9 protein-coding genes and 1 pseudogene are annotated in these 23,494 nt (G+C 70.9%); 8 read left to right on the top strand and 2 right to left on the bottom strand.

Translation table 11 applies throughout. The features are described from left to right. Positions 1-18: 18 nt before the first annotated feature. The 8 genes from GLP40_RS12420 (at position 19) to GLP40_RS12385 (ending at position 8,810) form a co-directional block, all read left to right on the top strand. Positions 19-1,371, top strand: coding sequence for an FAD-binding oxidoreductase (locus GLP40_RS12420; RefSeq protein WP_154788012.1), 1,353 nt, complete (start codon positions 19-21; stop codon positions 1,369-1,371). Between the two features lie 119 nt (positions 1,372-1,490). Next, complete coding sequence (locus GLP40_RS12415) at positions 1,491-2,159, top strand: ketopantoate reductase family protein (RefSeq protein WP_154788011.1); 669 nt, start codon at positions 1,491-1,493, stop codon at positions 2,157-2,159. A gap of 110 nt (positions 2,160-2,269) precedes the next feature. Continuing rightward, entirely contained in the window at positions 2,270-3,949 is a 1,680-nt protein-coding gene (locus GLP40_RS12410; RefSeq protein ID WP_154788010.1) for an ABC transporter substrate-binding protein, read from the top strand. Continuing rightward, positions 3,946-4,893: an ABC transporter permease gene (locus GLP40_RS12405; RefSeq protein ID WP_328290052.1), complete on the top strand. Its 948-nt coding sequence runs from the start codon at positions 3,946-3,948 to the stop codon at positions 4,891-4,893. The genes GLP40_RS12410 and GLP40_RS12405 overlap by 4 nt, the downstream gene beginning before the upstream one ends. Further along, entirely contained in the window at positions 4,890-5,750 is an 861-nt protein-coding gene (locus tag GLP40_RS12400; protein ID WP_154788009.1) for an ABC transporter permease, read from the top strand. Before GLP40_RS12405 ends, GLP40_RS12400 begins: the two co-directional genes overlap by 4 nt. Further along, positions 5,747-7,570, top strand: coding sequence for a dipeptide ABC transporter ATP-binding protein (locus GLP40_RS12395; RefSeq protein WP_154788008.1), 1,824 nt, complete (start codon positions 5,747-5,749; stop codon positions 7,568-7,570). Before GLP40_RS12400 ends, GLP40_RS12395 begins: the two co-directional genes overlap by 4 nt. Continuing rightward, positions 7,567-8,334 (top strand): SDR family NAD(P)-dependent oxidoreductase, encoded by a 768-nt coding sequence (locus GLP40_RS12390; protein ID WP_154788007.1) that lies wholly within the window; start codon positions 7,567-7,569, stop codon positions 8,332-8,334. The genes GLP40_RS12395 and GLP40_RS12390 overlap by 4 nt, the downstream gene beginning before the upstream one ends. A gap of 50 nt (positions 8,335-8,384) precedes the next feature. Further along, complete coding sequence (locus GLP40_RS12385) at positions 8,385-8,810, top strand: ester cyclase (RefSeq protein WP_154788006.1); 426 nt, start codon at positions 8,385-8,387, stop codon at positions 8,808-8,810. Positions 8,811-8,879: 69 nt separating this feature from the next. On the opposite strand, the gene GLP40_RS12380 is transcribed toward GLP40_RS12385, so the two are convergent. Both GLP40_RS12380 and GLP40_RS12375 read right to left on the bottom strand, forming a co-directional pair. Further along, a complete protein-coding gene (locus GLP40_RS12380; RefSeq protein ID WP_196054639.1) occupies positions 8,880-15,089 on the bottom strand; it encodes a type I polyketide synthase in 6,210 nt (2,069 codons plus the stop codon). A gap of 242 nt (positions 15,090-15,331) precedes the next feature. After that, positions 15,332-23,485: pseudogene (locus GLP40_RS12375) on the bottom strand (SDR family NAD(P)-dependent oxidoreductase); the annotation flags it as partial. Positions 23,486-23,494: the final 9 nt, after the last annotated feature.

Below are 23,494 nucleotides of genomic sequence, written 5' to 3'. Positions count from 1 at the left end.
GAATCGGAGGAATCCGGGATGACCGTGGCTTCCCACGCGGCGCAATCGTTCACCGGCGCGATTCTGCACACCCCCGATATTCCGGCCGGGGCCACGCAAGACAGATCCGGTCACGTGGTCGCCGGTGATCCCGCCCTGCTGATCAGGGCCGCGGATGTCGACGACGTTCGCCACGCGGTGAGACTCGCGGCGCGGGAACGCCTTTCGGTGGTGGTCCGCGGTGCCGGAACCGGGCTCGCGGGCGGGGCCGCGGCGGGCGCGGGCGCGCTGGTGCTCGACGTCAGCGGATTGAACCGGATCGTGGAACTGTCCGCGGACGACGAGCTGGCGGTGGTCGAACCCGGAGTCGCGGCCACGACGCTGGATGCCGCCGCGTCCGAGGTGGGGCTGCGGTACGCTCCGGACCCGGCGAGCGCGGCGATCTCGACCATCGGCGGCAATATCGCGACCAACGCCGGCGGGCTGCGCTGTGTGAAATACGGGGTGACCAGCGACGCGGTGCTGGGGCTGAGCGTGGTCCTGGCCGACGGCACCCTCGTGCACACCGGCCGCAGAACCGCGAAAGGTGTTGCGGGACTGGATCTGACCAGCCTGTTCACCGGGTCGGAGGGCACCCTGGGCGTCATCGTCTCGGCGACGGTGCGCCTGCAACCGATCCCGGTGCGGACGGTGACGATCGCGGCCTACTTCGACGAAGTGGAGACCGCCGCTGCGGCTTCGGCCGCGGTGCTGGCAGCCCGGGTCCGGCCTGCCATGCTCGAGCTGCTCGACGCCGGCTCCTTGCGAGAGGCTCAGGATCTATTGCGCGTGCGGGGCCGCGACGCCGGCGCGTTCGTGGTGGCCCAGACCGACGGTTTCGGTGCGGACGCCGAGGCCGCCGCGGTGCGGGCCTGCTTCGCGCGGTTCACCTCGCGGGTGTCGGTCGAGGAGGATCCGGCTGCCGCGGAGGCGCTGCTGGCGGTGCGCCGTGCCGCCTTGCCCGCGTTGGAGCGGCACGGCCGCGTGCTGATCGAGGACATCGCGGTGCCGCGTTCACGGATCGCGCGGGCCGTGCGCCGCATCTCCGCGATCGCCCGGGACCACGACAGCACGATCTTCACCTTCGGTCACGCCGGTGACGGCAACCTGCACCCCATCATCGTCATTCCCCCCGACGATGACGACGCCGGTGCGCGCGCACAGGGCGCGGCCGCCGAGATCTTCGCGACCGCACTGGAATTGGGTGGCACGATCACCGGCGAGCACGGGGTCGGACTGTTGAAGCGGGACTGGCTGGCCCGTGAGCTGGGACCCGACGCGCTGCGGTTGCAGCGAACGATCCGGCAGGCAGTAGATCCGGGCGGATTGTTCAATCCCGGCAAGGTGTTCTGACAACCTTTCCGATCTCCGGGACCCGAATTCGACCCCTGTTTCCGGCTATCGATCGTTATCCGAGAACTAATTCGTTCCCCTGATTCGAACTCTTCTTTCCCCCGCACCCGACTCATAGCATGGCGTCGCGCACAGGTAGTCGAATCGATTGGGGTGAAATCCGTGCGGGCACGGTGGCGGAGACCGGCGCGGTGTTCGCCGCGACGGCCACCGATGCCGCGGGCCTCGGGGAGGCCGTGGCGAAGACTCTCACCGAAGACCTGCGAGACGCGAACTTCCGGGCCGAGCAGGTCGCCGATATTTCCGCTTACAAAGCCACCAAACTCGTCTACAGCGTCACCAACGCGCTCGAGGTCCTCGCCGGGGACCGAGCCGACAAGGCCAGAGCCGGTTCGGCTTTGATCGCAGAGGCACGCGCCGTGCTCACCGCGGCCGGAATTCCGTTTCATCCCTTGACAGCCCTGACCGCCGAGGCCGGGCCGGTCGGCGACTACCGGCCCGTGGACGCCCGCCAGTCGACCTGGCAGAGCTTCGCCCGGGGTGCGGCCTCCAACGAGATCGACTACCTCAACGGTGAAATCGCCGTGGTGGCAAGAGAACACGGCATCCGCGCGCCGCTCGACATGGCCGTGCAACGCCTGCTCAGACTGGCCGCCCGGCGCGGCGGCGGCCTGGAACTGGCTGGCCTCGACACCGTACTGGCGCTGCTGCCCGCAAGCCCCGCACCGGGCCCGTCCGATCAGAAATTCCGATCCTTTTCGATGGTCGAATTCGATCGATCGAATTGAATTCAGGCGATCGCAAAAGGATTGACCCGAACACATTCGGCGTGTTGAGTTTTCATCGGTCGGCGGGGTGTCGATTCCGGCCCAACTCTCACTTTCGAAGAACGGGTGAAATGTCTACTCACGAAGAGACCGATCGTCCGGCGGCGCGGCCCCGGATCCGTTCGCGCCGGCGGCGCACCGGGTGGATCACTGTCGGGGTACTGGCCGGAGTGGCCGTGGCGGCGGGAGTGTTCGCCGGGGTCCCCGGCAAGGACTCGGGCGGCGGCGCGGTCGCCGAGAACGGCACGCTGGTGTACGGGGTGGCGGGCACCCAGGTCTCGCTGGACCCGGCGGTCGCGGCGACCGCGGTGACCAGCCTGGTCAACCGCAATATCTTCGATTCCCTGGTGGCGCAGACCGGTCCGGATACCTTCGGGCCGTGGCTGGCGACCTCCTGGACCGTGTCCGACGACGGCAAGACCTACCGGTTCGCCCTGCGCGACGGGGTCACCTTCCACGACGGCACCCCGTTCACCGCCGACGCGGTGCGCGCCAGCCTCGACCACGTGGTGGACCCGAAGACCAAGTCGGCGTACGCGGCCTCGTTGATCAGCGCTTATCAGGAGACGCGGATCATCGACCCGCACACCGTGGAAGTCGTTCTCAAACAACCGTTCACACCGTTCCTGCAAGCGCTCTCGACGCCGAGCCTGGGCATTCAGAGCCCCAAGGCCCTCACCGAGGCGACCTACCGGCCGGTGGGCACCGGCCCCTTCGCTTTCGACAGCTGGGAGCAGGGCAAGGCCGAAACGCTGACCCGATTCGACGGCTACCGCTGGCCCGCCCCCGGCGCGACGCACACCGGGCCCGCGCATCTGGGCAGGCTGGTGTTCCAGTTCATCAACGAGGACGCCACCCGCTACGGCGCGCTCACCAGCGGACAGGTCCAGGCCATCGGCGGTGTCCCGCCCGTCTCGGCGGACGACCTGTCCAAGCGCAAGGACTTCACCCTGCATTCGGACGAGACCCCGGGCCTGAACTACAACGTCTACCTCAACCAGTCGCGCGGGCCGCTGACCGATCCGCTGGTCCGCCGCGCGCTGAGCGCTTCGGTGGATGTCGCGAAACTGGTGAACAGCATCTATTTCGGCCATTTCCCGGTCGCCGACAATCCGATCAGCAAGGTCACCGCAGGGTACGACGCCTCGGCCCGCAATGACCTCACGGGCTACGGCCCGGACAACGCCAAACGGCTGCTCGACCAAGCGGGCTGGAATCGCACCGATTCCGACGGCATCCGGGTCAAGGACGGCGCACGCCTGTCACTGGTGTGGCCGTACTGGCCCGATGGCACGCGCGAACAGCGTGACGTGGTCGCCGACGGCATCCGGGCACAGGCGCACGCGGTGGGGATCGATATTCAGCGACCCACCGTCGACACCGGCACCTATGTCGACAAGTACCTGATCGGCGGCGGCTACGACCTGGTGGACGTGAGCTTCGCGCGGCCCACGCCCGATGTACTGCGCTTCGCGTTCTTCTCCGCCAACACCTACGCCAAGGCCGGCGGCAATGTGGCGCTGGTGAATTCACCGCAGCTCGACTCCTGGGTGACCGGGGCGGCTGCCACCAGCGACCCGAAGCAGGCCGCGGGCGACTACTCCTCGGTGCAGCACGAGGTTCTGAAGCAGGCGTACATCATCCCCATCTACACCCCGGTGAGCCTGACCGGATACGCGAAGTCGGTGCACGAGTTGAGCTTCGACGCGCAAACCTATCCCCGCTTCTACGACGCGTGGCTGGCGGCGTGAGCCGGTTGCCCGAGCCGCTGCGGTGGCTGATCGGCCGGATCGCGTTGGCGGTGCTGGTGATCTGGGCCGCCGCCACCCTGACTTTCGCCGGGCTGCAGGCGATTCCGGGCGATCCGGCCCGCGCCATCGCCGGTGGTGTCGCCGCGACCAGCTCGCCGCAGGTGCTGGCGCAGATCCGGGCCGAGTACGGACTCGATTCCCCCGTCCACGTGCAGTACGCCCGGTTCCTGGGCCGGTTGGCGCACGGGGATCTGGGCACCTCGTATCAGCAGCACCGCCCGGTGCGCGCACTCATCGCCGAGCAGTTGGGCCCCACCATCGAACTCGCCGTCGGCGGGCTCGTGCTCGGTCTGGCGCTCTCGGTCGCGGTAGCGGTCTGCACCGCGCAGCGGCCGCGGACGCGGGCGCTGGCGCGGGCGGCCGAGTTCACGGCGCTGTCCATGCCCACCTACTGGGTGGGTTTCGTACTGCTGGCGCTGTTCTCGTTCCATTGGCAGCTGTTCCCGGTGGTCGGCGAGACCGGACTGCGCGGGCTGACCCTGCCCTGGCTGACCCTCGCCGTGGCCGTGGCCGGGGTGCTGTCGCAGGTCACCCGCGACGGGCTCGAAGCGGCGCTGGAGCAGCCGTTCGCGCTGAGCGTGCGCGCCCGGGGCGCGACCGAACTGCGGGTGCGGGTCCGGCACGCGCTGCGCCACGCCGCCGCGCCGGTGCTGACGCTGTCGGGGTGGATGCTGGGCAACCTGCTCGGCGGCGTCGTGGTCGTCGAAACCGTCTTCGCCCGGCGCGGTCTGGGCCAGCTGCTGGTGACCGCGGTCCGCGGCCGTGACTATCCGGTCGTGACCGGCACGGTGATGTTGACCGCCGCGGTGTTCGCGGTCATCTCGATCGTGCTCGATCAGCTCTACCGGCTCGTGGACCCCCGCATCCGGGAGGTGGCACGATGACCGGCTCCCCACTCAGGCTCGCGATCGCGCGAATCTCGTTGCGAGACAGACTGTCCGCCCTGCGGTTCGGCCGGGTGGCCGCCGCGCTGATCCTGCTGCTGGCGGCGATCGCGGTCGTCGCGCCGAATCTGCTGGCCGGTTCGCCCGAACTCATCGACCCCGGCACCGCCCTGCGTCCCCCCGGCGGGGCACACCTGTTCGGCACCGACTGGCTGGGCCGCGACGAATACGCGAGGGTTGTGCACGGCGCGCGCGCCTCGCTGCTGGTGGGCATCGGCTCGACCCTGCTGGCGACCGTGGCGGGCACCCTGTGGGGCCTGGCCTCCGCCCTGGGCGGACGGGTCGCCGACCAGATCGGTATGCGAGCGGCCGATGTGCTGCTGGCGTTTCCGACGATTCTGATGGCGCTGCTGGTGGTGGCGGTGCTCGGGCCGGGCACCGGCAATGTGGTGCTGGCCATCACCGTGGCGCTGACTCCGGGTTTCGCCCGGCTGGTGCGGGTCCGCACCCACCTGGTGCGCCAATTCGCTTATGTCCGTGCGGCTCTGGATCTGGGCACCGCGCGGTGGCGGGTGACGATGCGCCACATCGTGCCGAATGTGCTGCTGCCGTTGAGCGTTCTGGTGGTGATCAATATCGGGACCGCGATCATCATCGGTTCTTCGCTCAGCTTCCTGGGGCTCGGCCCCGATACCGAGGTTCCGGAGTGGGGCGCGATGCTCTCGCAGTCGCGCAACTATCTGAGCGCGGCGTGGACACTGGCGCTGTTTCCCGGGCTCGCGGTCACCCTCACTGTGATGTCGATCAGCGTGGCCGGTCGGGCTCTGCGCGAACGCGCGGAGGGAGTCATCGAATGAGCGAACCGTTGTTGCGAGTGCGCGAGCTGTCGGTGGACTTCGGTGCGGTGGCCGCGGTGCGCTCGGTCGACCTCGACGTGGATCGGGGCGGCTGTGTCGCGCTGGTGGGCGAATCCGGCTCCGGCAAGAGCGTGACGGCACGGGCCCTGCTCGGGCTGGCCGGTGCGCGCGCCCGCGTCCGGGCACGTGAGCTCACCCTCGAGTCCGAGGATCTGCTGCGCGCCGGTGCCGGACGATGGCGCCGGATCCGTGGCCGCAGTATAGGACTCGTCCTCCAGGATGCGCTGACCTCGCTCGATCCCCTGCGCCGCATCGGCTACGAGGTGGCCGAGCCACTCGAGATCCACCGGCTCGCCACCGCCGACGACCTCGATGACGCGGTGTTCGGGCTGCTGCGCCGGGCCGGTATCGCCGATCCGGAACGGCGTTGGCGGCAGTATCCGCACGAGCTCTCCGGCGGCCTGCGCCAGCGCGCCCTCATCGCGTCCGCGCTCGCCGGCGGTCCGCGACTGCTGATCGCCGACGAACCCACTACCGCCCTCGATGTCGTTGTGCAGCAGCAGATTCTGGATCTGTTGCGGAAACTGCGTGCGGCGGGGACGGCGGTGCTGCTGATCAGCCATGATCTGGCGGTGGTCGCCGAGACGGCGGATACGGTCGCGGTCATGTACGCCGGTGTCGTGGTCGAGCAGGGGCCTGCCGCCGCGGTATTTGGCGCACCCGCGCATCCGTACACCGCCGAATTGATCGCCGCCGCACCACGATTGGATGGCCCGGTGGCGGCCTCGGCCGCACCGCGCTGGGCCGCGCCCGCCGCCACCGGCTGCCCCTTCGCGCCGCGCTGTCCGCTCGCCGACGACGACTGCCGCACCCGCCTACCGGATGCGATCGCGCTGCCCGGCGCGCGCACGGTGCGCTGTCTGCACCCCGGCTCGGTGACCGTGCCGATCGCGCCCGTGACCGTGCCGCCCGAACCGGTCACGACACCGGATTCGGTTCCGCTGCTGGAATTCCGGGACGCCAGCAGGCATTATCGCCTCTCCGGCGGTGGTCGCAATGTGGCCCTGGAGCCGGTCTCGTTCACACTCCGGTCCGGGGATTCGCTGGGGATCGTCGGCGAATCCGGTTCCGGCAAGAGCACTCTCGCCCGGCTGGCGCTCGCGCATCTGACGCCCGACAGCGGCGAGGTGCTCTTCGACGGCGCGCCCTGGTCGAGGCTGCGCGAGCGGGAGCGCCGGCCGCACCGGCACCGGGTGCAGCTCATCGACCAGGATCCGCTGAGTTCGTTCGACCCCCGCTATTCGGTGGCGTCGATCATCGCGGAGGCCTTGCCGCGCGGCGGATCGCGCGCCGAGCGGGCCAGGCGAGTCGATGAACTGCTCGACGATGTCGGACTCTCCCACGGCGTACGCGACATCCGCCCGGCCCGGCTCTCCGGCGGGCAGCGGCAGCGGGTGGCCGTCGCGCGGGCGCTGGCGGCCGCACCCGATCTGATCGTGGCCGACGAGCCGGTCTCCGCGCTGGACATCACCATCCAGGCCCAGATCCTCGAGCTATTCGACCGGGTGCGGCGCGAGCGAGCGGCCGCGCTGCTGTTCATCTCCCACGATCTCGCGGTGGTGCGCAGGCTGTGCCGGCGGGTCGCCGTCATCCGACACGGCCGCATTGTCGAGATCGGGGACACGGCAGCGGTTTTCGCCGATCCGCAGCACGAGTACACCCGGGAGCTGCTCGCGGCCGTGCCACGCCCGCCGTCGGCGATCGGCCCCGAACCCATCGATCCCCTGTCGCAACATTCACTCTCGAAAGGAATCGCATGACTTCGACCGATGACCGCCGGGTCGCGATCGTCACCGGCGCGGCGTCCGGCATCGGCCGCGCCACCGCCGAACTGTTCGCCGAACGCGGGCACCGGGTCCTGGCCGTGGATATCGACGAGCGCGGTCTGGCCGGGCTGGCCGGTGATCTGGTGACCCTGGCCGGAGACGTGTCCGCCGAACCGGTCAACCAGGCCGCGGTGCAGACCGCGCTGGATCTGTTCGGTCGCATCGACACGGTGGTCCTGAACGCCGGCACCGGCGGCACTCCCCCGCTCGAGACGCCCGGCGCGGTCGATGCCGCCGACCGCATCTTCGGGGTGAACCTGCGCGGCCCAATCCACGGACTGCGCGCGGCGATCCCGGCGCTGCGCGCCACCGGCGGGTCGGCGATCTTCACGGCGTCGGTGGCCGGGCTGCGCGGTGATCCCGGCAACTGGGCCTACAACGCGTCCAAGGGCGCGCTGATCAATCTGGTGCGGGCGTTCGCGATCGACTATGCGGCGCAGGGAGTTAGGGTCAACGCCCTGGCGCCCGGCCTGACCCGCACCGGCATCACCGCCAACGTGCACCAGGATCCTCGGCTGCTCGCCGCCATCGAGCGCCGGATTCCGCTGGGCCGCTTCGCCGAACCCGTCGAGCAGGCCGAGGCTATCTGGTTCCTGGCCTCGCCCGCCGCCGGCTACATCACCGGCACCACTCTCGTCGTGGACGGCGGCCTGGACGCCAATCTCGGCATCCTGCCGTTGCCCGGCCAAAGCTTGTGAACCCTCTCCCAATTTCCGATAGTGCCGCACTACTCACGAAGGAGCAGATCATGACCACGATCTCCGTCCTCGAGGCCAACAAGGCCGCGGCCCGCCGGTTCTACGAGGAGGTGGTCTCGCAGGGAAAACTGGAGGTGCTCGACGAGATCATCGCCGAGGACGGCCGCGATACGGCGGTGCCGGCCGGGAACATCAAGGGCCGGGCCGGTTTCGTCGAGCACATCACCTGGCTGCGCGACAATGTCGAGGGCGTCACCGCCACGGTGGACGACCTGATCGCCGAGGACGATCGGGTGGTCGTGTACTGGACAATCGACGGTGTGCAGCGCGGCGAGATCTTCGGGGTGCCCGACACCGGCGCGGGCCGCCGGTTCACCGGAGTCAGCATCAGCACCATCCGCTTTCAGGACGGCCGCATCGTCGAATACGGCGTGCTGCCCGACCGCTACGGCATCATCGCCCAGCTCACCCACTGAGCATCCCGCGAGGCGAGCGAAGCCCGACACGGATTTCCGTGCCGGGCTTCGCGTTTCCGAGGGCGGGGGTCAGTCCACCGGATGCTCCAGGGTGTCGATCCACGCGCGCACGGCCGCGGCCGTAGTGGTCGCGTCCTCCTCGAGCACCGTGAAATGGTCGCCGGGAATGTCGGCGGTGCCGTGCGCGACCGGCCAGAAGGCCCGCCAGTCCCGCGGCCCATCGGTGCGGGTTCCCGACAGCGGCGTGTTCGACCGCAGCAATTGGATGGGCGTCTCGACCGGGGTGGCCCGCCAGTCCAGAAACAGCCGGTTGTAGGTGCCCATGGCGGTGAGCCGTTCGTCCTGCACCGCCATATCGAATCGGTCGACGCGGGCGAGCATGCCGCCGATCATGGCCCCGGTCCACCATTCCATTCCGGGTTCCAGTGCCGCCTCGACCGGATAGCTGTCGATGAGCAGCAGCCCGCGCGGCCGCCGGCCCGCCGACTCGAGGGCCGCGACGACCGCGTGCGCCACGCAGCCGCCCATGGAGCGGCCCAGCACCACGAACGGCCGATCACCGACTACCTCGGTCAGCGCCTCGACGCCCAGCCGTACCAGAGTGTCCACGGAATCCGGGAGGTCGTCACTGCCCGCGGTGAATCCGGGTGCGGGGACGACGAACACATCGCGCTCGCCACGCAGTTCCTGTGCCATGCGCGAGTATTCGTGCGGTCCGGAGATCGCGCTGACGGCGGGGAAGGCGACCACCACGGTCTCCCCCGGTCCCTGCGCCAGCCGGATCGGCGCGAGCGCGTGCCGGTGGCGCTCGTCCACGTCGAACGTGGTGCGCGCGTGCGAGGCGGCGATGAGCAACTGTGCTGCTTCGAAATGCTTTCCCGCGTCGTGCATGCGGCGATGGATGGCCGACAGTCCCGTGGCGGGAGCGGCGGCCGTGGGTGCGGCGGTGCTCCCGATCTGTGTGCCGAGGAATTCCGCGATGGCTCCCGGCGTGGGATGGTCGAAGGTGAGGGTGGCGGGCAAGCGCAGACCGGTCACCCGGCCCAGGCCGTTGCGCAGTTCGACGGCGCTGAGCGAATCGAGCCCGAGTTCGATCAGCGCTCGATCGGCGGCGATGTCCTCTGGAGACGGATGCGCGAGTGCCACACCGACTTCGGCGCGCACGAGGTCGAGCAGCGCGCGCCGGCGGGCATCGCCGTCGAGCCCGGCGATCTCGCGCAGCGCCGATCCGGTGTCGCCGGAGCCGCCTGCGGCGCGTCGGCGCGCGGGCACCAGTGATCGCAGCACCGGCGGCAATTCGTCGCTGCGGCGCGCCAGTGCCCGCCCGTCGAAACCGGCCGCGACGACGACCGGCCCGCCGACGGCAGCGGCATCGAGCAAAGCCAGGGCGGTGGCGGTGGGCAGAGCGCGCAGACCGTTGCGGGCGATGCGGGCGCGATCGGCCACCGACAATGCGGCCGTGGTGCCGCTCGCGCGTTCCCACAGCCCCCAGGAGATCGAGACGGCGGGTAGTCCACGCGAATGCCGTTGCGCGGCTAGTGCATCCAGCTCGGCGTTGGCGGCGGTGTAGGCGGTCTGTCCCGGACCGCCCAGTTGCGCCGACACCGAGGAGAACAGCACGAACCGCGTCACGGACGGCAGGGTGGCCGTCAGCTCGTCGAGCGCGCGGGCTCCTCCGCTCTTGGACGCGGCGACCGCGGCGATCCGCTCGGCGGTGATCGTGTCGAACAGCCCGTCGTCGACCACTCCCGCGGCGTGGACGACGGTGGTCAACGGCCGATCCGGCGGGATATCGGCCAACACCCGCGCCAGGGCGGCCCGATCGGCGACATCGACGGCGGCTAGAGTAACGGCCGCACCGGCGGATTCGAGCTCGCCGACGAGTTCCGTCGCACCGTCGGTGGCCGCGCCGCGCCGACCTGCCAGCACCAGCGACCGCACCCCGTGCACCGTGACCAGGTGGCGTGCCACCTCCGCGCCGAGACCGCCGAGACCACCGGTGATCAAGGTGGTACCGGTGGAATTCCAGGCCGGAGCCTCCTCGGCGGTAGGCGGATCCCAGCGCCGCAGCCTGGGCACCGAGACGCGACCGTCCCGCACTGCGGTCTGGGTATCACCACCGCCCGCCAGGGTGAGGACACCACCCAGGGCGGACCAGGATTCGGGCGCATCGTCGATATCGCTGAGCAGCAGGCGATCCGGCTGTTCAGCCTGCACCGACCGGACCAGACCCCACACCGCGGCAGCGGCGGGATCGGACACCTCGGCGTCTTCGGTCCCGACCGCCCGGCGGGTGAGCACGACCAGCGGCACGCCCTCGCGTTCGGGATCGGTGAGCCATCCACGCAGCAGCGGCAGCAACGAGTCGATAGCGTCGGCGGCCACCACCGCGGCGGAGGGAGTGAAACCCGCTGCCGTAGCGGCATCGTCGGCCGCGCGCTCGGCGCGATGGCCGCCCAGCCGCAACGCATCGAGCGTCGTGTCGGTCGCGGTGCCTGCTCCGAGGACGAGCCATTGGGCCGGTTCGACGGAGATCGCCTGCTCGGTCCAGACCACCTCGAACAGCGCGTCCCGCAATTCGGCCCGGGCCGAGCGCAATTGGGCGGTGGATACTCGTCGGGCGACGAGTCCGCCGATGCTCAATACCGGCGCCCCGGATGGATCGACGGCCTCGAGGGTGACAGTGTCCGGCCCGTTGGCTGCGATGCGGACCCGCAGGGCCGCCGCACCGGCCGCGTGCACCCGAACGTCGTTCCAGGCGAAGGGCAGGCGATTCTGGCCGGGCGGTACGTCGGCCAGCGCCCGCAGCGCGGGTAGATGCACGGCGGCGTCGAGCAGCGCCGGATGCACGGCGAACGCGCCGGCGTGGATGCGTTGTGCCTCGGGCAGTTCGATCTCCACGAATAGTTCATCCGCGCGTTCCCAGGCGTGTCGCAGGCCCTGGAAGGCGGGACCGTAGGCCAGCCCTGTTTCCAGCAGCGTGGGGTAGATACCGCTGACGTCGACCGGCTCGGCTCCCGGCGGCGGCCACGCGGTGAGACCCGGTGCCGTGGAGGCACTTTCCGGACCGAGTACGGCGGTCGCGTGCCTGATCCACCTGTCGGCCGCACCACCCGCGGCCCGCGAGTGGATCACGACCGAGGACGTTCCGTCGCCATTGGGGCTCACCTCGACCTGCACATCGACGACGTCGGCGCCGAGCAGCAGCGGGGATTCCACGATCAGTTCCTCGACCGTCGGCAGTCCGGCCTCCTGCCCGGCGCGGGCCGCCAATTCGAGCAGCGCCGTGCCGGGCACGATGACCGTGCCCAGCACGGCGTGGTCGGCCAGCCACGGATGAGTGCGCAGTGACAGCTGTCCGGTGAGCAGCGACAGGCCTCCCTCGGCCGCGGTGATCACCGCCGACAGCAGGGGATGGTCGACCGTTTGCACACCGGGAGCCGCGGCCGTGCGGGTGGACGCGACGGGTGCGGCCCAGAAACGCTGCCGCTGGAAAGCATAGGTGGGCAGCGCGATACGTTCCGCCACCGGCACGATCGAGGTCCAGTCGACCCGGTGGCCGTGAGCGAAGACGACACCGGCCGCGGTCAGCGCCGTGGCGGTCTCGGGACGACCGCCGCGCACCAGCGGCGTCACCGCGATCTCCTGCTCGGCCATCGTCGCCGAGATCATGGGTGCCAGTACGGCCTCGGCTCCGACCTCTAGAAAGACGCCTACCCCCTGCGCGCGCAGGGTGCGGACCGCGTCAGCGAAACGAACGGTGCCGCGCAGGTGCCGGACCCAGTATTCGGGATCGGCCAGCTCCGCCCGGCCGACCACCGCGCCGGTCCTGTCCGACACCACGGTGACGCCCTGGGGTTCGGTGAAGTCGAGTTCGGCTACCACACTGGCGAATTCGGCGAGGACCGGTTCCATCAGCGGCGAGTGGAAGGCGTGCGAGACACTGAGCCGTTTCACTCGTCGGCCCGACCCGGTGAGTTCGGCGGCTACTTCCACCACCGCGTCCTCGTCCCCGGAGACCACCACTGCCCGCGGCGCATTGACCGCTGCGATCGATACGGCCGGTGCGTTCTCCAGGGCCACACCGGTGCCCTCGCCGAGTTGCGCCACGCTGCAAAGGCGCGCGGTCACCCGGTCGATGACCTCCCGAACCTCCGCCTCGGTGGCCTCGATGGCCACCATGGCACCGCCCGCAGGCAGCGCCCCCATCAACCGTGCACGGGCGGCCACCAGCCGGGCGGCGTCTTCCAACGACAGCACGCCCGCAGCGTGCGCGGCCACGATTCCACCGATGGAATGGCCTGCGACAGCGGTGATCTCGATGCCCCACGAGATCAGCAGTCGGTACAGCGCGGTCTCGAACGCGAAGATCACCGGCTGGGTGTAGACGGTGGAATCGATGAGGTCCGCGGTCCCCGGTGCGCCGAAGGCGACATCGCGCACCGAATGCCGCACGGCCGCACCCAGATAGCGGTCCAGCGCCGAACTCGCCGCGTCGAAAGCCGTCGCGAACACCGGGAACCGTTCGTAGAGTTCGGCTCCGGCTCCGGCGCGCTGGCTGCCCTGCCCCGCGAACACCACGGCGACCGTGCCGCCGACGGCGCTGCCCGCGAGTGCCGCAGCGGGGTTGGCACGCCCCCGCGCCACCGCCTCCAGCGCGGTGGCCAGTTCCGCACGCTCGGACGCCACGATCACCGCTCGCGTGTCGTGCGGGACCCGGTCGCGGATCAGTGCCGACGCGATCGACACGGGAGCGATCGCACCGGCCGTGACGAATTCGGCGAGCTGTCCGGCTTGAGTGCGCAGCCCGTCGGGACCGTTACCCGACACCACGAACGGAAAGGGCCCCGCGACATCATTTTCCGGAGCGCCGAGACCAGTGACGGCCTCGCCGTCGTCGGCTGCCTGCTCGATGATGACGTGCGCGTTGGTACCCGAGACGCCGAACGCGGACACCCCGGCGCGGCGGGCGCGGCCGGTCTCGGGCCAGTCGCGTGCCCGCGCGAGCAGTTCCACTCGCCCGGAATCCCAGTCCACCAGCGTGGACGGTGTGCCCAGATGCAGGGTTTCGGGCAGCCGCCCGTGCCGGATGGCCTCGACGAGCTTGATCACGCCCGCCACTCCGGCGGCGGCCTGCGCGTGGCCGATATTGGATTTGAGGGAACCCAGCCACAGCGGTTCGCCCTCGGTGCGCGAACCGTACGTCGCCAGAATGGCCTGTGCCTCGATCGGGTCGCCGAGCACGGTGCCGGTGCCGTGCGCCTCGACCGCGTCCACCTCACCCACGCCCAGTCCCGCGTCGGCGAGCGCCTCGCGGATCACCCGCTGCTGGGCGGGCCCGTTGGGTGCGGTCAGGCCGTTGGACGCGCCGTCCTGGTTGATCGCGCTGCCGCGCACCACCGCCAGCACCCGGTGACCGAGGCGGCGGGCGTCGGAAAGCCGTTCCAGCAGGACGATTCCCACACCCTCCGACCAGCCGGTGCCATCGGCGGCGTCGGAGAACGCCTTGCATCGGCCGTCGGCCGCGAGCCCGCGCTGCCGGGAGAACTCGGTGAATCCGATCGGGGTCGACATCACCGACGCCCCGCCCGCGACAGCGAGATCGACTTCCCCGGCCCGCAACGCCCGCACCGCCAGATGCAGCGCCACCAGCGACGACGAGCAGGCCGTATCGACGGTGACCGCCGGTCCGGCGAATCCGAACGTGTACGCGATGCGCCCGGACACCACGCTGCCGAGGTTGTTGATCGCCAGGTAGCCTTCGAGCTCCTCGGGCACCGGATCCAGACGCGAACCGTAATCGTGTCCGGCTAGTCCCGCATACACCCCCGTGCGAGAGCCCTTGAACGCGTGTGGGTTCAGACCTGCACGCTCGAAGGCCTCCCACGTCACCCGCAGCAGCAGCCGCTGCTGTGGATCCATCGACAGCGCCTCGCGGTGTGAGATGCCGAAGAAGTCCGGATCGAATTCGGCAGCGCCGGTGAGGAATCCGCCCTGCCTGGCATAGGAGGTGCCCGGCACGTCGGGGTCCGGATCGTAGAGCGCCTCGAGATCCCAGCCGCGATCGGCGGGGAAGTCGCCGACCGCGTCGCGACCGTGCGCGACGAGGTCCCAGAGTTGCTCGGGTGAGGAGACCCCACCCGGCAGCAGGCACGCCGTGCTCACGATGGCGATCGGCTCGCGGGAGCGGGCCTCGATCTCGTCGAGGCGCTGCTGCAGCCGCTGCTCCTTGGCGATGGAGCGCTTGAGGTATTCGCGAAGTTTCTCTTCGGTGGCCATCTCGGTCAGTTCCTGTCTACCAGGTCGAATAGTTCGTCATCGGAGGCGCCGTCGAGATCGAAATCCGCTGCGGGCGCTGCGAGCCGGTCGACGAGCGCACGCAGGCGTTCGGCGAGCGCGTCGGTCCCGGGCTCGCCGCCGGTGAGCAGTTCCTCGAGCGTCCGCAGGGCGTCGTCGGCACCGATCGCGCCGCTGCGCTCGGCACCGTCGCCGCCGCGGGGTAGCGCGGTGGCGATATAGTCGGCGACCGCTTCGGGAGCGGGGTGGTCGAAGATCAGCGTGGCTGGCAATGGCAGTCCGGTCGCGCTGCGCAACCGGTTGCGCAGGTCCACCGCCGTGAGCGAGTCCAGACCCAGTTCGCGGAAGGCACGCGTGGGCGGGACGTCGGCGGCGCTGCCGTGTTTGAGCACCGCGGCGGTCTCGGCGCGCACCAGTTCGAGCACCGCGCCGCGCCGCTCGATCTCGCCGAGGCCGGAGAAGCGGTCCAGGACCACGGGATTCGTGGGTTCCAGGACGACGCTCACCGCACGCCCGGATCGTTCGTCACGCCGCGACGCCGAGCGATCCGCGTCGATCCAGTACCGGCTGCGCTGGAAGGCATAGGTGGGCAACTCGATGCGCTCACCGCGCCCGCCGAGCAGCACCTCGCCGTCCACGCTCACGCCGCGCCCGGACGCGGTGGCCACCGACAGCGCGAAGCGCTGCGGGCCGCCCTCGTCCCGCCGCAGTGTGCCCACCACGGCGGTGGCGGTGACGCCCGAGTCGGCGATCGTCTCCTCGAGCACCGACGACAGCACGGGGTGTGGTCCGATCTCGATGAAAGCCCGATACCCGCCGTCCAGTAGCGACCTGGTGACCTCCTCGAACCGCACTGTGCTGCTGAGGTTCTCGAACCAGTACTCGCCGGTCAGCTCCGGGCCGCTGAGCCAGTCCGCCGACACCGTCGACAGGATGGGCACCTCCGCGGCGGTGGGCCGCACCGGGGCCAGCGGTTCGTGCAGCGCGTCGCGCAGTACCAGCATCTGAGCGGAGTGCGAGGCGTAGTCGACCGCGACCCGCCGATTGCGCACGCCCTCGGCCTCCAGCCGGGCGAGCACCTCTTCGATGGCCTCCACCGCACCCGAGAGCACCACGGAGGTGGGCGAATTCACCACCGCCACCGAGATCCGGTCACCGTACTCGGCGACCAGTTCCCTTGCGGCCGTCGCCGACAACGAGACGGCCGCCATCGCACCGTGTCCCGCGTGGGCGGCGATCGCTCTGCTGCGCAGCGCGACCACCCGCGCGCCGTCCTCGAGCGAGAGCGCCCCGGCGACCACGGCGGCGGCGATCTCGCCCTGCGAGTGGCCGACCACCGCGTCCGGGCGCACCCCGTGCGCGGTCCACAGCTCGGCCAGAGCGACCATGACCGCCCACAGCGCCGGTTGCACCACGTCGACCCGGTCGGCGTCGATATCGGAGCGCCCGAGCAGGACCTCCAGCACCGGCCAGTCGACAAAAGGCGTCAGTGCCGACGCGCATTCCTCGAGCCGGTGCGCGAAAACCGGTGTGGTGCGGTACAGCTCGGCCGCCATGCCCGGCCACTGACCGCCCTGGCCGGGGAAGACGAACACGGTCCGGCCGGTCACGTCGGCGGTGCCGGTGACGACATGGGCGGGCAGCGCCGCCCCCGAGGCGAGGGCCTCGAGACCCGCGCGGAGTTCGCTCGGGTCCCCGGCGATCAGCGCCCGCTCGCCGAGTGCGGCGCGCGAATCCCACAGGGTGCGTGCGATATCGGCGGCGGCCACTTCGGGTCGCGCGCTCAGGTAGGTCGCCAGCGCCACCGCCTGCCCGCGCAGCGCGGCCGCGTCGTGCCCGGAAAGCGCCCACACCAGCGGGGACTGCCCATCCTGCGGTGCGGTGGCAGCCGCGAGGAGCGCGGGCGGCTCCTCGATGATGACGTGCGCGTTGGTGCCGCTCACGCCGAAGGAGGAGATGCCCGCCCGGCGCGGGACATCCCGCTGCTCCCACGGCCGGGCCTCGCCCAGCAGTGCCACCGTTCCGGCTGACCAGTCCACGTGCGGTGTCGGCTCGTCGATGTGTAGCGTCCGGGGCAGTCGCCGATTGCGCAGTGCCAGAATCATTTTGATGATCCCCGCGCCACCGGCCGCAGCCTGGGTGTGGCCCACGTTCGACTTCAGCGAACCCAGCCACAGCGGTCGGTCGGGTGTGTGTTCCGCGCCGTAGGTGGCGATGATCGCCTCGGCTTCGATCGGATCGCCCAGCCGGGTGCCGGTGCCGTGCGCCTCGACCGCGTCGACCTCCGACGCGCTCAGGCCGGCGTTGGCCAGCGCCTGCCGGATCACACGCTGCTGGGCAGGACCGTTGGGTGCGGTGAGCCCGCTGGACGCGCCGTCCTGGTTGACCGCGGAACCACGTACCACCGCCAGCACCGGATGACCGGACCGCCCTGCGTCCGAGAGCCTTTCGAGCACCAGCATGCTGACGCCCTCGGCCCAGCCGGTCCCGTCCGCGGCCGCGGCGAAGGCCTTGCAGCGGCCGTCGGCGGCCAGGGCGCGCTGCCGGGAGAACTCCACGAACGTGGCCGGGCTGGCCATGATCGCCACCCCACCGGCCAGCGCCAGGTCGCTCTCCCCCGAGCGCAGCGACTGCGCCGCCAGGTGCAACGCGACCAGCGAGGAGGAGCAGGCGGTATCGACGCTGAGCGCGGGCCCCTCGAATCCGAAGGTGTAGGCGATGCGGCCGCTGGCGACACTGCCCGCGCTGCCGTTGACCAGATAGCCCTCCAGCTCCGCGGGAGCGTCCTGGATGTGCGGGGCGTAGTCGTGATACATGGTGCCCGCGAACACCCCGGTCCGGCTGCCGCGCAACGAGGTCGGGTCGATCCCGGCCCGCTCCAGCGCCTCCCAGCTGGTCTCGAGCAGCAGTCGCTGCTGCGGATCGGTGGCCAGCGCCTCGCGCGGGGAGATGCCGAAGAGTCCAGCATCGAAATCGGCCGCGTCCACCAGGAAACCGCCGTGGCGGGTGTAGGAGGTGCCGGGACGCTCCGGGTCGGCGTCGAAGAGGGTCTCCAGGTCCCAGCCGCGGTCGGCGGGGAACTCACCGATGGCGTCCCCGCCGCTGTCGAGCAGCCGCCACAGCGCGTCGGGGGTCTCGATGCCGCCGGGCAGGCGCAACGCCATGCCCACGATCACGATCGGATCCTCGTCGGCCGAGGCTCCGGTGCGCGCGGCGACCGTTCCGGTGTCCGCCGCGCCGGTGAGCTTGGCGCGCAACAGTTCTGCGATGCCCTGCGGGGTCGGGTGGTCGAAGGTGAGCGTGGCCGGCAGCCGCAGTCCGGTCGCCGCCGCCAGCCGGTTGCGCAGCTCCACGGCGGTCATCGAATCCAGGCCGAGTTCGGTCAGCGCGCGATCGCCGCGAATGCCGGTGGCGTCCGGATGATCGAGGGCGACGGCGGCCTCGCGGCGTACCAGGTCGAGCAACAGCGACTGCTGCTCCGCGACGGACCGCCCGGCCAATGCGGCAGCCAGGCCGGAGTCCTGCTGCTGGGCAGCCGATTCCGCTCGTCTGCGCGGTGCCCGGACCAGACCGCGCAGCAGCGGCGGCACCACGGTGCCGGGCCTGGTGAAGGCCGACAGGTCCAGCGGCGCGGGAGCCAGCACCGGCTGGTCGCGGTGGAACACGGCGGCGTCGAACAGGTCGAGTCCGTGTTCGGCAGACAGCGCCCGCACCCCCTGGCGGGCCAGCCGAGCTCGATCCACGTCCGTGAGATGAGCTGTCACACCGCTGGTTTCGGCCCACAGCCCCCAGGCCAGCGATACCGCGGGCAGTCCATCGGCGCGACGGCGGGCGGCCAGCGCGTCCAGGCCGGTGTTGGCGGCGGCGTAGGCGGCCTGCCCGGCCGTGCCCAGCAGTCCGGCGATCGAGGAGTACAGCACGAACCCGGCGAGATCGAGCTCGCGCGTCAACTCGTCCAGCAGCTGTGCCGCACCGAATTTCGGGGCGAGCACGGCGTCGAACCGCTGCGGGGTGAGCGTGTCCAGTATTCCGTCGTCCACGATCCCGGCGGTGTGCACGACCGCGGTCAGCGGGTGCGCGGGGTTGACGGCGGCCAGCACTCGCGCGACGGTATCGCGATCGGTCAGGTCCGCGGACACCACCAGGACCCGCACGCCGAGGTGGCGCAACTCGGCGGCCAGCTCGGCGGCCCCGGGCGCACCGGCCCCGCGCCGGCTGGCCAGGACCAGATGCCGGATTCCATGGCGGCGCACGAGATGTCGCGCCAGCAGTGCTCCCAGTCCGCCGGTCCCGCCGGTCACCAGCACCGTGCTTTGCGGATCCCATGCCCGGGATTCGATGGCCTCACTGGAATACGCCAACCGGGGCACGTAGGCGCGGCCCGCGCGCACCGCGAGTTGCGGTTCCTCCCCGGCCGCCGCGAACGCCCGGGGCAGCACCGCCGTGGAGGCCGCCGAATCGTCGGTGTCGACGATGGCAATCGCGCCCGCGCGCTCGGTGGCCGCTACCCGCGCCAGCCCCCATACCGGAGCACGGCCGAGCTCCGGACGATCACCCTCGATGACGGCAACGGCATTGTGTGTCAGCAGAATTCGCTCATTAGATTCCGTCGAGCGGACCACCTCCAGCGCGGTGTGCACCGATGAACCCGCCTCCGCCGAATCCCATACGCCACGTTCACCGCCGGGCGAGGGCTCGGGCAGCGGATATTCCACCCATACGGGTTCGTAGAGTCCGTCCCGGGCCGAGGCCCGCTCGGCTCGCGCGGCGCGCAGCACCAGAGTGCCCACGGTGAGCACCGGTTGCCCGGACCCGTCGGTGGCGATCAGATCGCTCAGGCCGTCGGCCGTGAGAGTGAAGCTCACCCGCAACGCGGTTGCCCCGGTGGAGTATGCCCGGAAGTCGTTCCACAGAAACGGAATCCGCGGTGCGCCGACATCGGCCCCGGTGAGCGCAACCGGGTGCAAGGCGGCATCGAACAGAGCCGGATGCACCAGATAGCCCACCGGATCCACCGATCCGGTCTCGGGAAGCACGATCTCGGCGTACCGGGTGCGACCACGCTGCCAGATTGCCCGCACGCCCTGGAAGCTGGGCCCGTAGTCCAGGCCCGTGGCCTGAAGCCGCGCATAGGCGTCGGTAAGGTCGACGGGTTCGGCTCCGGCCGGCGGCCACGAATCCGGGAGCGCCACCACCGATGTCGCCGCGGAGCCGCTGAGCCTGCCGACGGCGTGCCGGGTCCACGGCGCCTGCGGGTCGCCGCCGGGGCGCGAGTGGATCTCCACGGTGTGGTGGTCGTCCGCGCGCTGTGCGCTCACCTGCACTTCTGTGTCCGACTCCGGATTCAGGACCAACGGGGTCTCGATGACGAGCTCGTCGACCGCCTCGGTTCCCACCGCGTCGGCCACGTGCAGCGCCAATTCCGCGAGCGCGGTCCCGGGCACGTACACGCGGCCCGATACGACGTGGTCGGCCAGCCAGGGCTGACCCGTGATCGACAGCCGCCCGGTCGCGACGACGCCGTCGCCGGAGGCCAGCCGCACCATGGTGGCCAGCAGCGGATGCTCGCCCCGGGCCGCTTCGGTCACCGCCGTCGTCGTAGCCCAGAACCGCTCGTATCGGAATGCATAGGTAGGCAACGCGATCCGCGGTCGCGGCGCGACGACGGCCGCCCAGTCCACCGGCCGGCCGGCGACGTGCACGGTGGCCGCCGCCGCGAGTACCGTGGCGATCTCGTCCCGGCCCGTGCGGCGCACGGCCACCGCGGTCCAGGGATCCGGATCGTCGGCCAGCGACGCCGACACCATCGGGGTGAGGACGGCCTCCGCGCCGAGCTCGACGAATACTCCGACACCCTCGGCGCGGAGCCCGGCGACCGCATCGGCGAATCGGACCGTGCCGCGCAGGTGACGCACCCAGTAGCCCGGATCCGACAGTTCGGCCGTCGTGATGGGCGCACCCGTCGAGTCCGAGATCAGCGTGCGCGTCAACGACTCGGAGAGCTTCAGCTCGGCGACCACCCGCCCGAACTCCTCGAGCACGGGTTCCATTGCCGCCGAATGGAAGGCATGCGACACCACTAGGCGCTTCACCCGCCGCCCCGACGCGGCGAGCGTGGCGGACAGCTCGAGCACCGCCTGCTCCGTGCCGGAGATCACCACGGCGCGCGGGCCGTTGACCGCCGCCAGCGAGACCGTCTCGTGCGCACCCGCCCGCTCGATCTCCGCGCGGATCTCGTCCTCGCCGGCTTCGACGGCGACCATCGCTCCCCCGCGCGGCAGCGCGCCCATCAGCCGGCCGCGCGCCGCCACGAGCCGGGCGGCATCCGCCAGCGACAGCGCGCCCGCCACATGCGCGGCCACCACGCCGCCGATGGAATGTCCCGCTACCGCGGCGATCTCGACGCCCCAGGATTCCAGCAGCCGGAACCACGCGACCTCGACGGCGAAGATGACCGGCTGGGTATAGGTGGTGTCGTCGATGAGGCCCGCGGTGCCCTTCGCGCCGAAGGCGACATCCTTGATCGAGAACTCCACCGCCGCGCCGAGGTGTTCGTCGAGCAGCGCCACCGATTCGTCGAACGCCGCGCGGAACACCGGAAAGCTCTCGTAGAGAACAGCTCCCGCACCGGCGCGCTGACTGCCCTGACCGCCGAACACCACCCCGACGGTGCCCGCCGCCTCGGTCGCGACCGTCACCCCGGGTCCGGGAGAGCCCTCCGCCAATCCGGTCAGAGCGGTGAGCAGGCCACGACGATCGGCGGCGGTGACGACAGCGCGCGTACCGAAGGTCACCCGGTCGCGGATGAGCGCGGACGCGATCGAGGAGAGATCGACGTCGCCGACGGTCGATACATGGTGCGCCAGTGCCGCGGCCTGAGCGCGCACGGCGTCCTCGGACGTCCCCGAGAGCACGAAAGGCAGCACACCGCCGGACGGCTCGGATTGCGCCGCAACCGAATCGGCGGTCGGTTGCGGTACCGGGTCCGTCGTGGCATCGACGGCCTCGGCCTGTTCGAGGATCACGTGCGCGTTGGTACCCGACACACCGAAGGCGGAGACACCGGCGCGCAAGGGTCGGTCCGTATGCCGCCATGTCCGTGCCCGGGTGACCAGTTCGACCGCACCGGCAGCCCAATCCACCAGGGCGGAAGGCTTTTCCACGTGCAGGGTGGCCGGCAGCAGCCCGTGACGCAGTGCCAGCACCATCTTGATGACTCCGGCTACCCCGGCGGCGGCCTGGGTGTGCCCGATATTCGATTTCACCGCCCCCAGCAACAGCGGCTCGGACCGGTGCCGCCCGTAGGTCGCCAACAGCGCCTGCGCCTCGATCGGATCACCGAGTTCGGTACCGGTGCCGTGCGCCTCGACCGCGTCCACCTCCGCGGCGCTCACCCCGGCGTCGGCGAGCGCGTCCCGGATCACCTGCTGCTGCGCCGGTCCGTTGGGGGCGGTCAGGCCGTTGGACGCGCCGTCCTGGTTCACCGCGGTGCCGCGGATCACCGCGAGCACCTCGTGGCCGAGCCGTCGCGCATCCGAAAGCCGTTCCACCAGCACCACTCCGGCGCCCTCACCCCAGCCGGTGCCGTCCGCCCCGTCGGCGAACGCCTTGCACCGGCCGTCCACCGAGAGGCCCCGCTGGCGGGAGAATTCGACGAAGATCGCCGGGGTCGCCATGATCGTCGCGCCACCCGCGACGGCGAAGTCCACCTCGCCCGCCCGCAGGGCGCGCACCGCCAGGTGCAGAGCAACCAGCGACGACGAGCACGCAGTGTCGACGGTCAGCGCCGGACCCTCGAATCCGAGGGTGTAGGCGATGCGCCCCGACAGCACACTGGCGGCCGTGCCGGTGACCAGGTAGCCCTCCACGGCGGCGGGCACCTTACCGGTGCCGGTGACGTAGTCCTGGCCGTTGGTTCCGACGTACACGCCGGTGCGGCTGCCGCGCAGGGTGCGCGGATCGATGCCCGCTCGCTCGAACGCCTCCCAGGTGGTGTGCAACAGCAGCCGCTGCTGCGGGTCCATGGCCAGCGCCTCACGGCGGGAGATGCCGAAGAATCCGGGATCGAAATCGGCCGCGCCGTCGAGGAATCCACCGTGACGGGTGTAGGCGGTGCCGGGATGGTCGGGATCCGGGTGGTACAGGTTGGCCAGATCCCAGCCGCGGTCGCCGGGGAATTCGGTCAGCGCGTCGCGCCCGTCGGTGAGCAGCTCCCAGAACCGCTCCGGGGTATCGGCTCCGCCGGGGAACCGGCAGCCCATCGAGACGATGGCGATCGGCTCCTGCTGCGCGGCGGTGACCTCCTGCAGTTGCCGACGGGTCTTGTACAGTTCCTCGCTCACCCGGCGCAGCAGATGCCGGATCTTGTCGTCGCCGGGGGCGTCGTC

This window comes from Nocardia aurantiaca, from assembly GCF_009708175.1.
GTDB classification, from domain to species: domain Bacteria; phylum Actinomycetota; class Actinomycetes; order Mycobacteriales; family Mycobacteriaceae; genus Nocardia; species Nocardia aurantiaca.
Note: the sequence above shows the minus strand (reverse complement) of the source record. Positions and strands in the feature narration are given on the sequence as shown.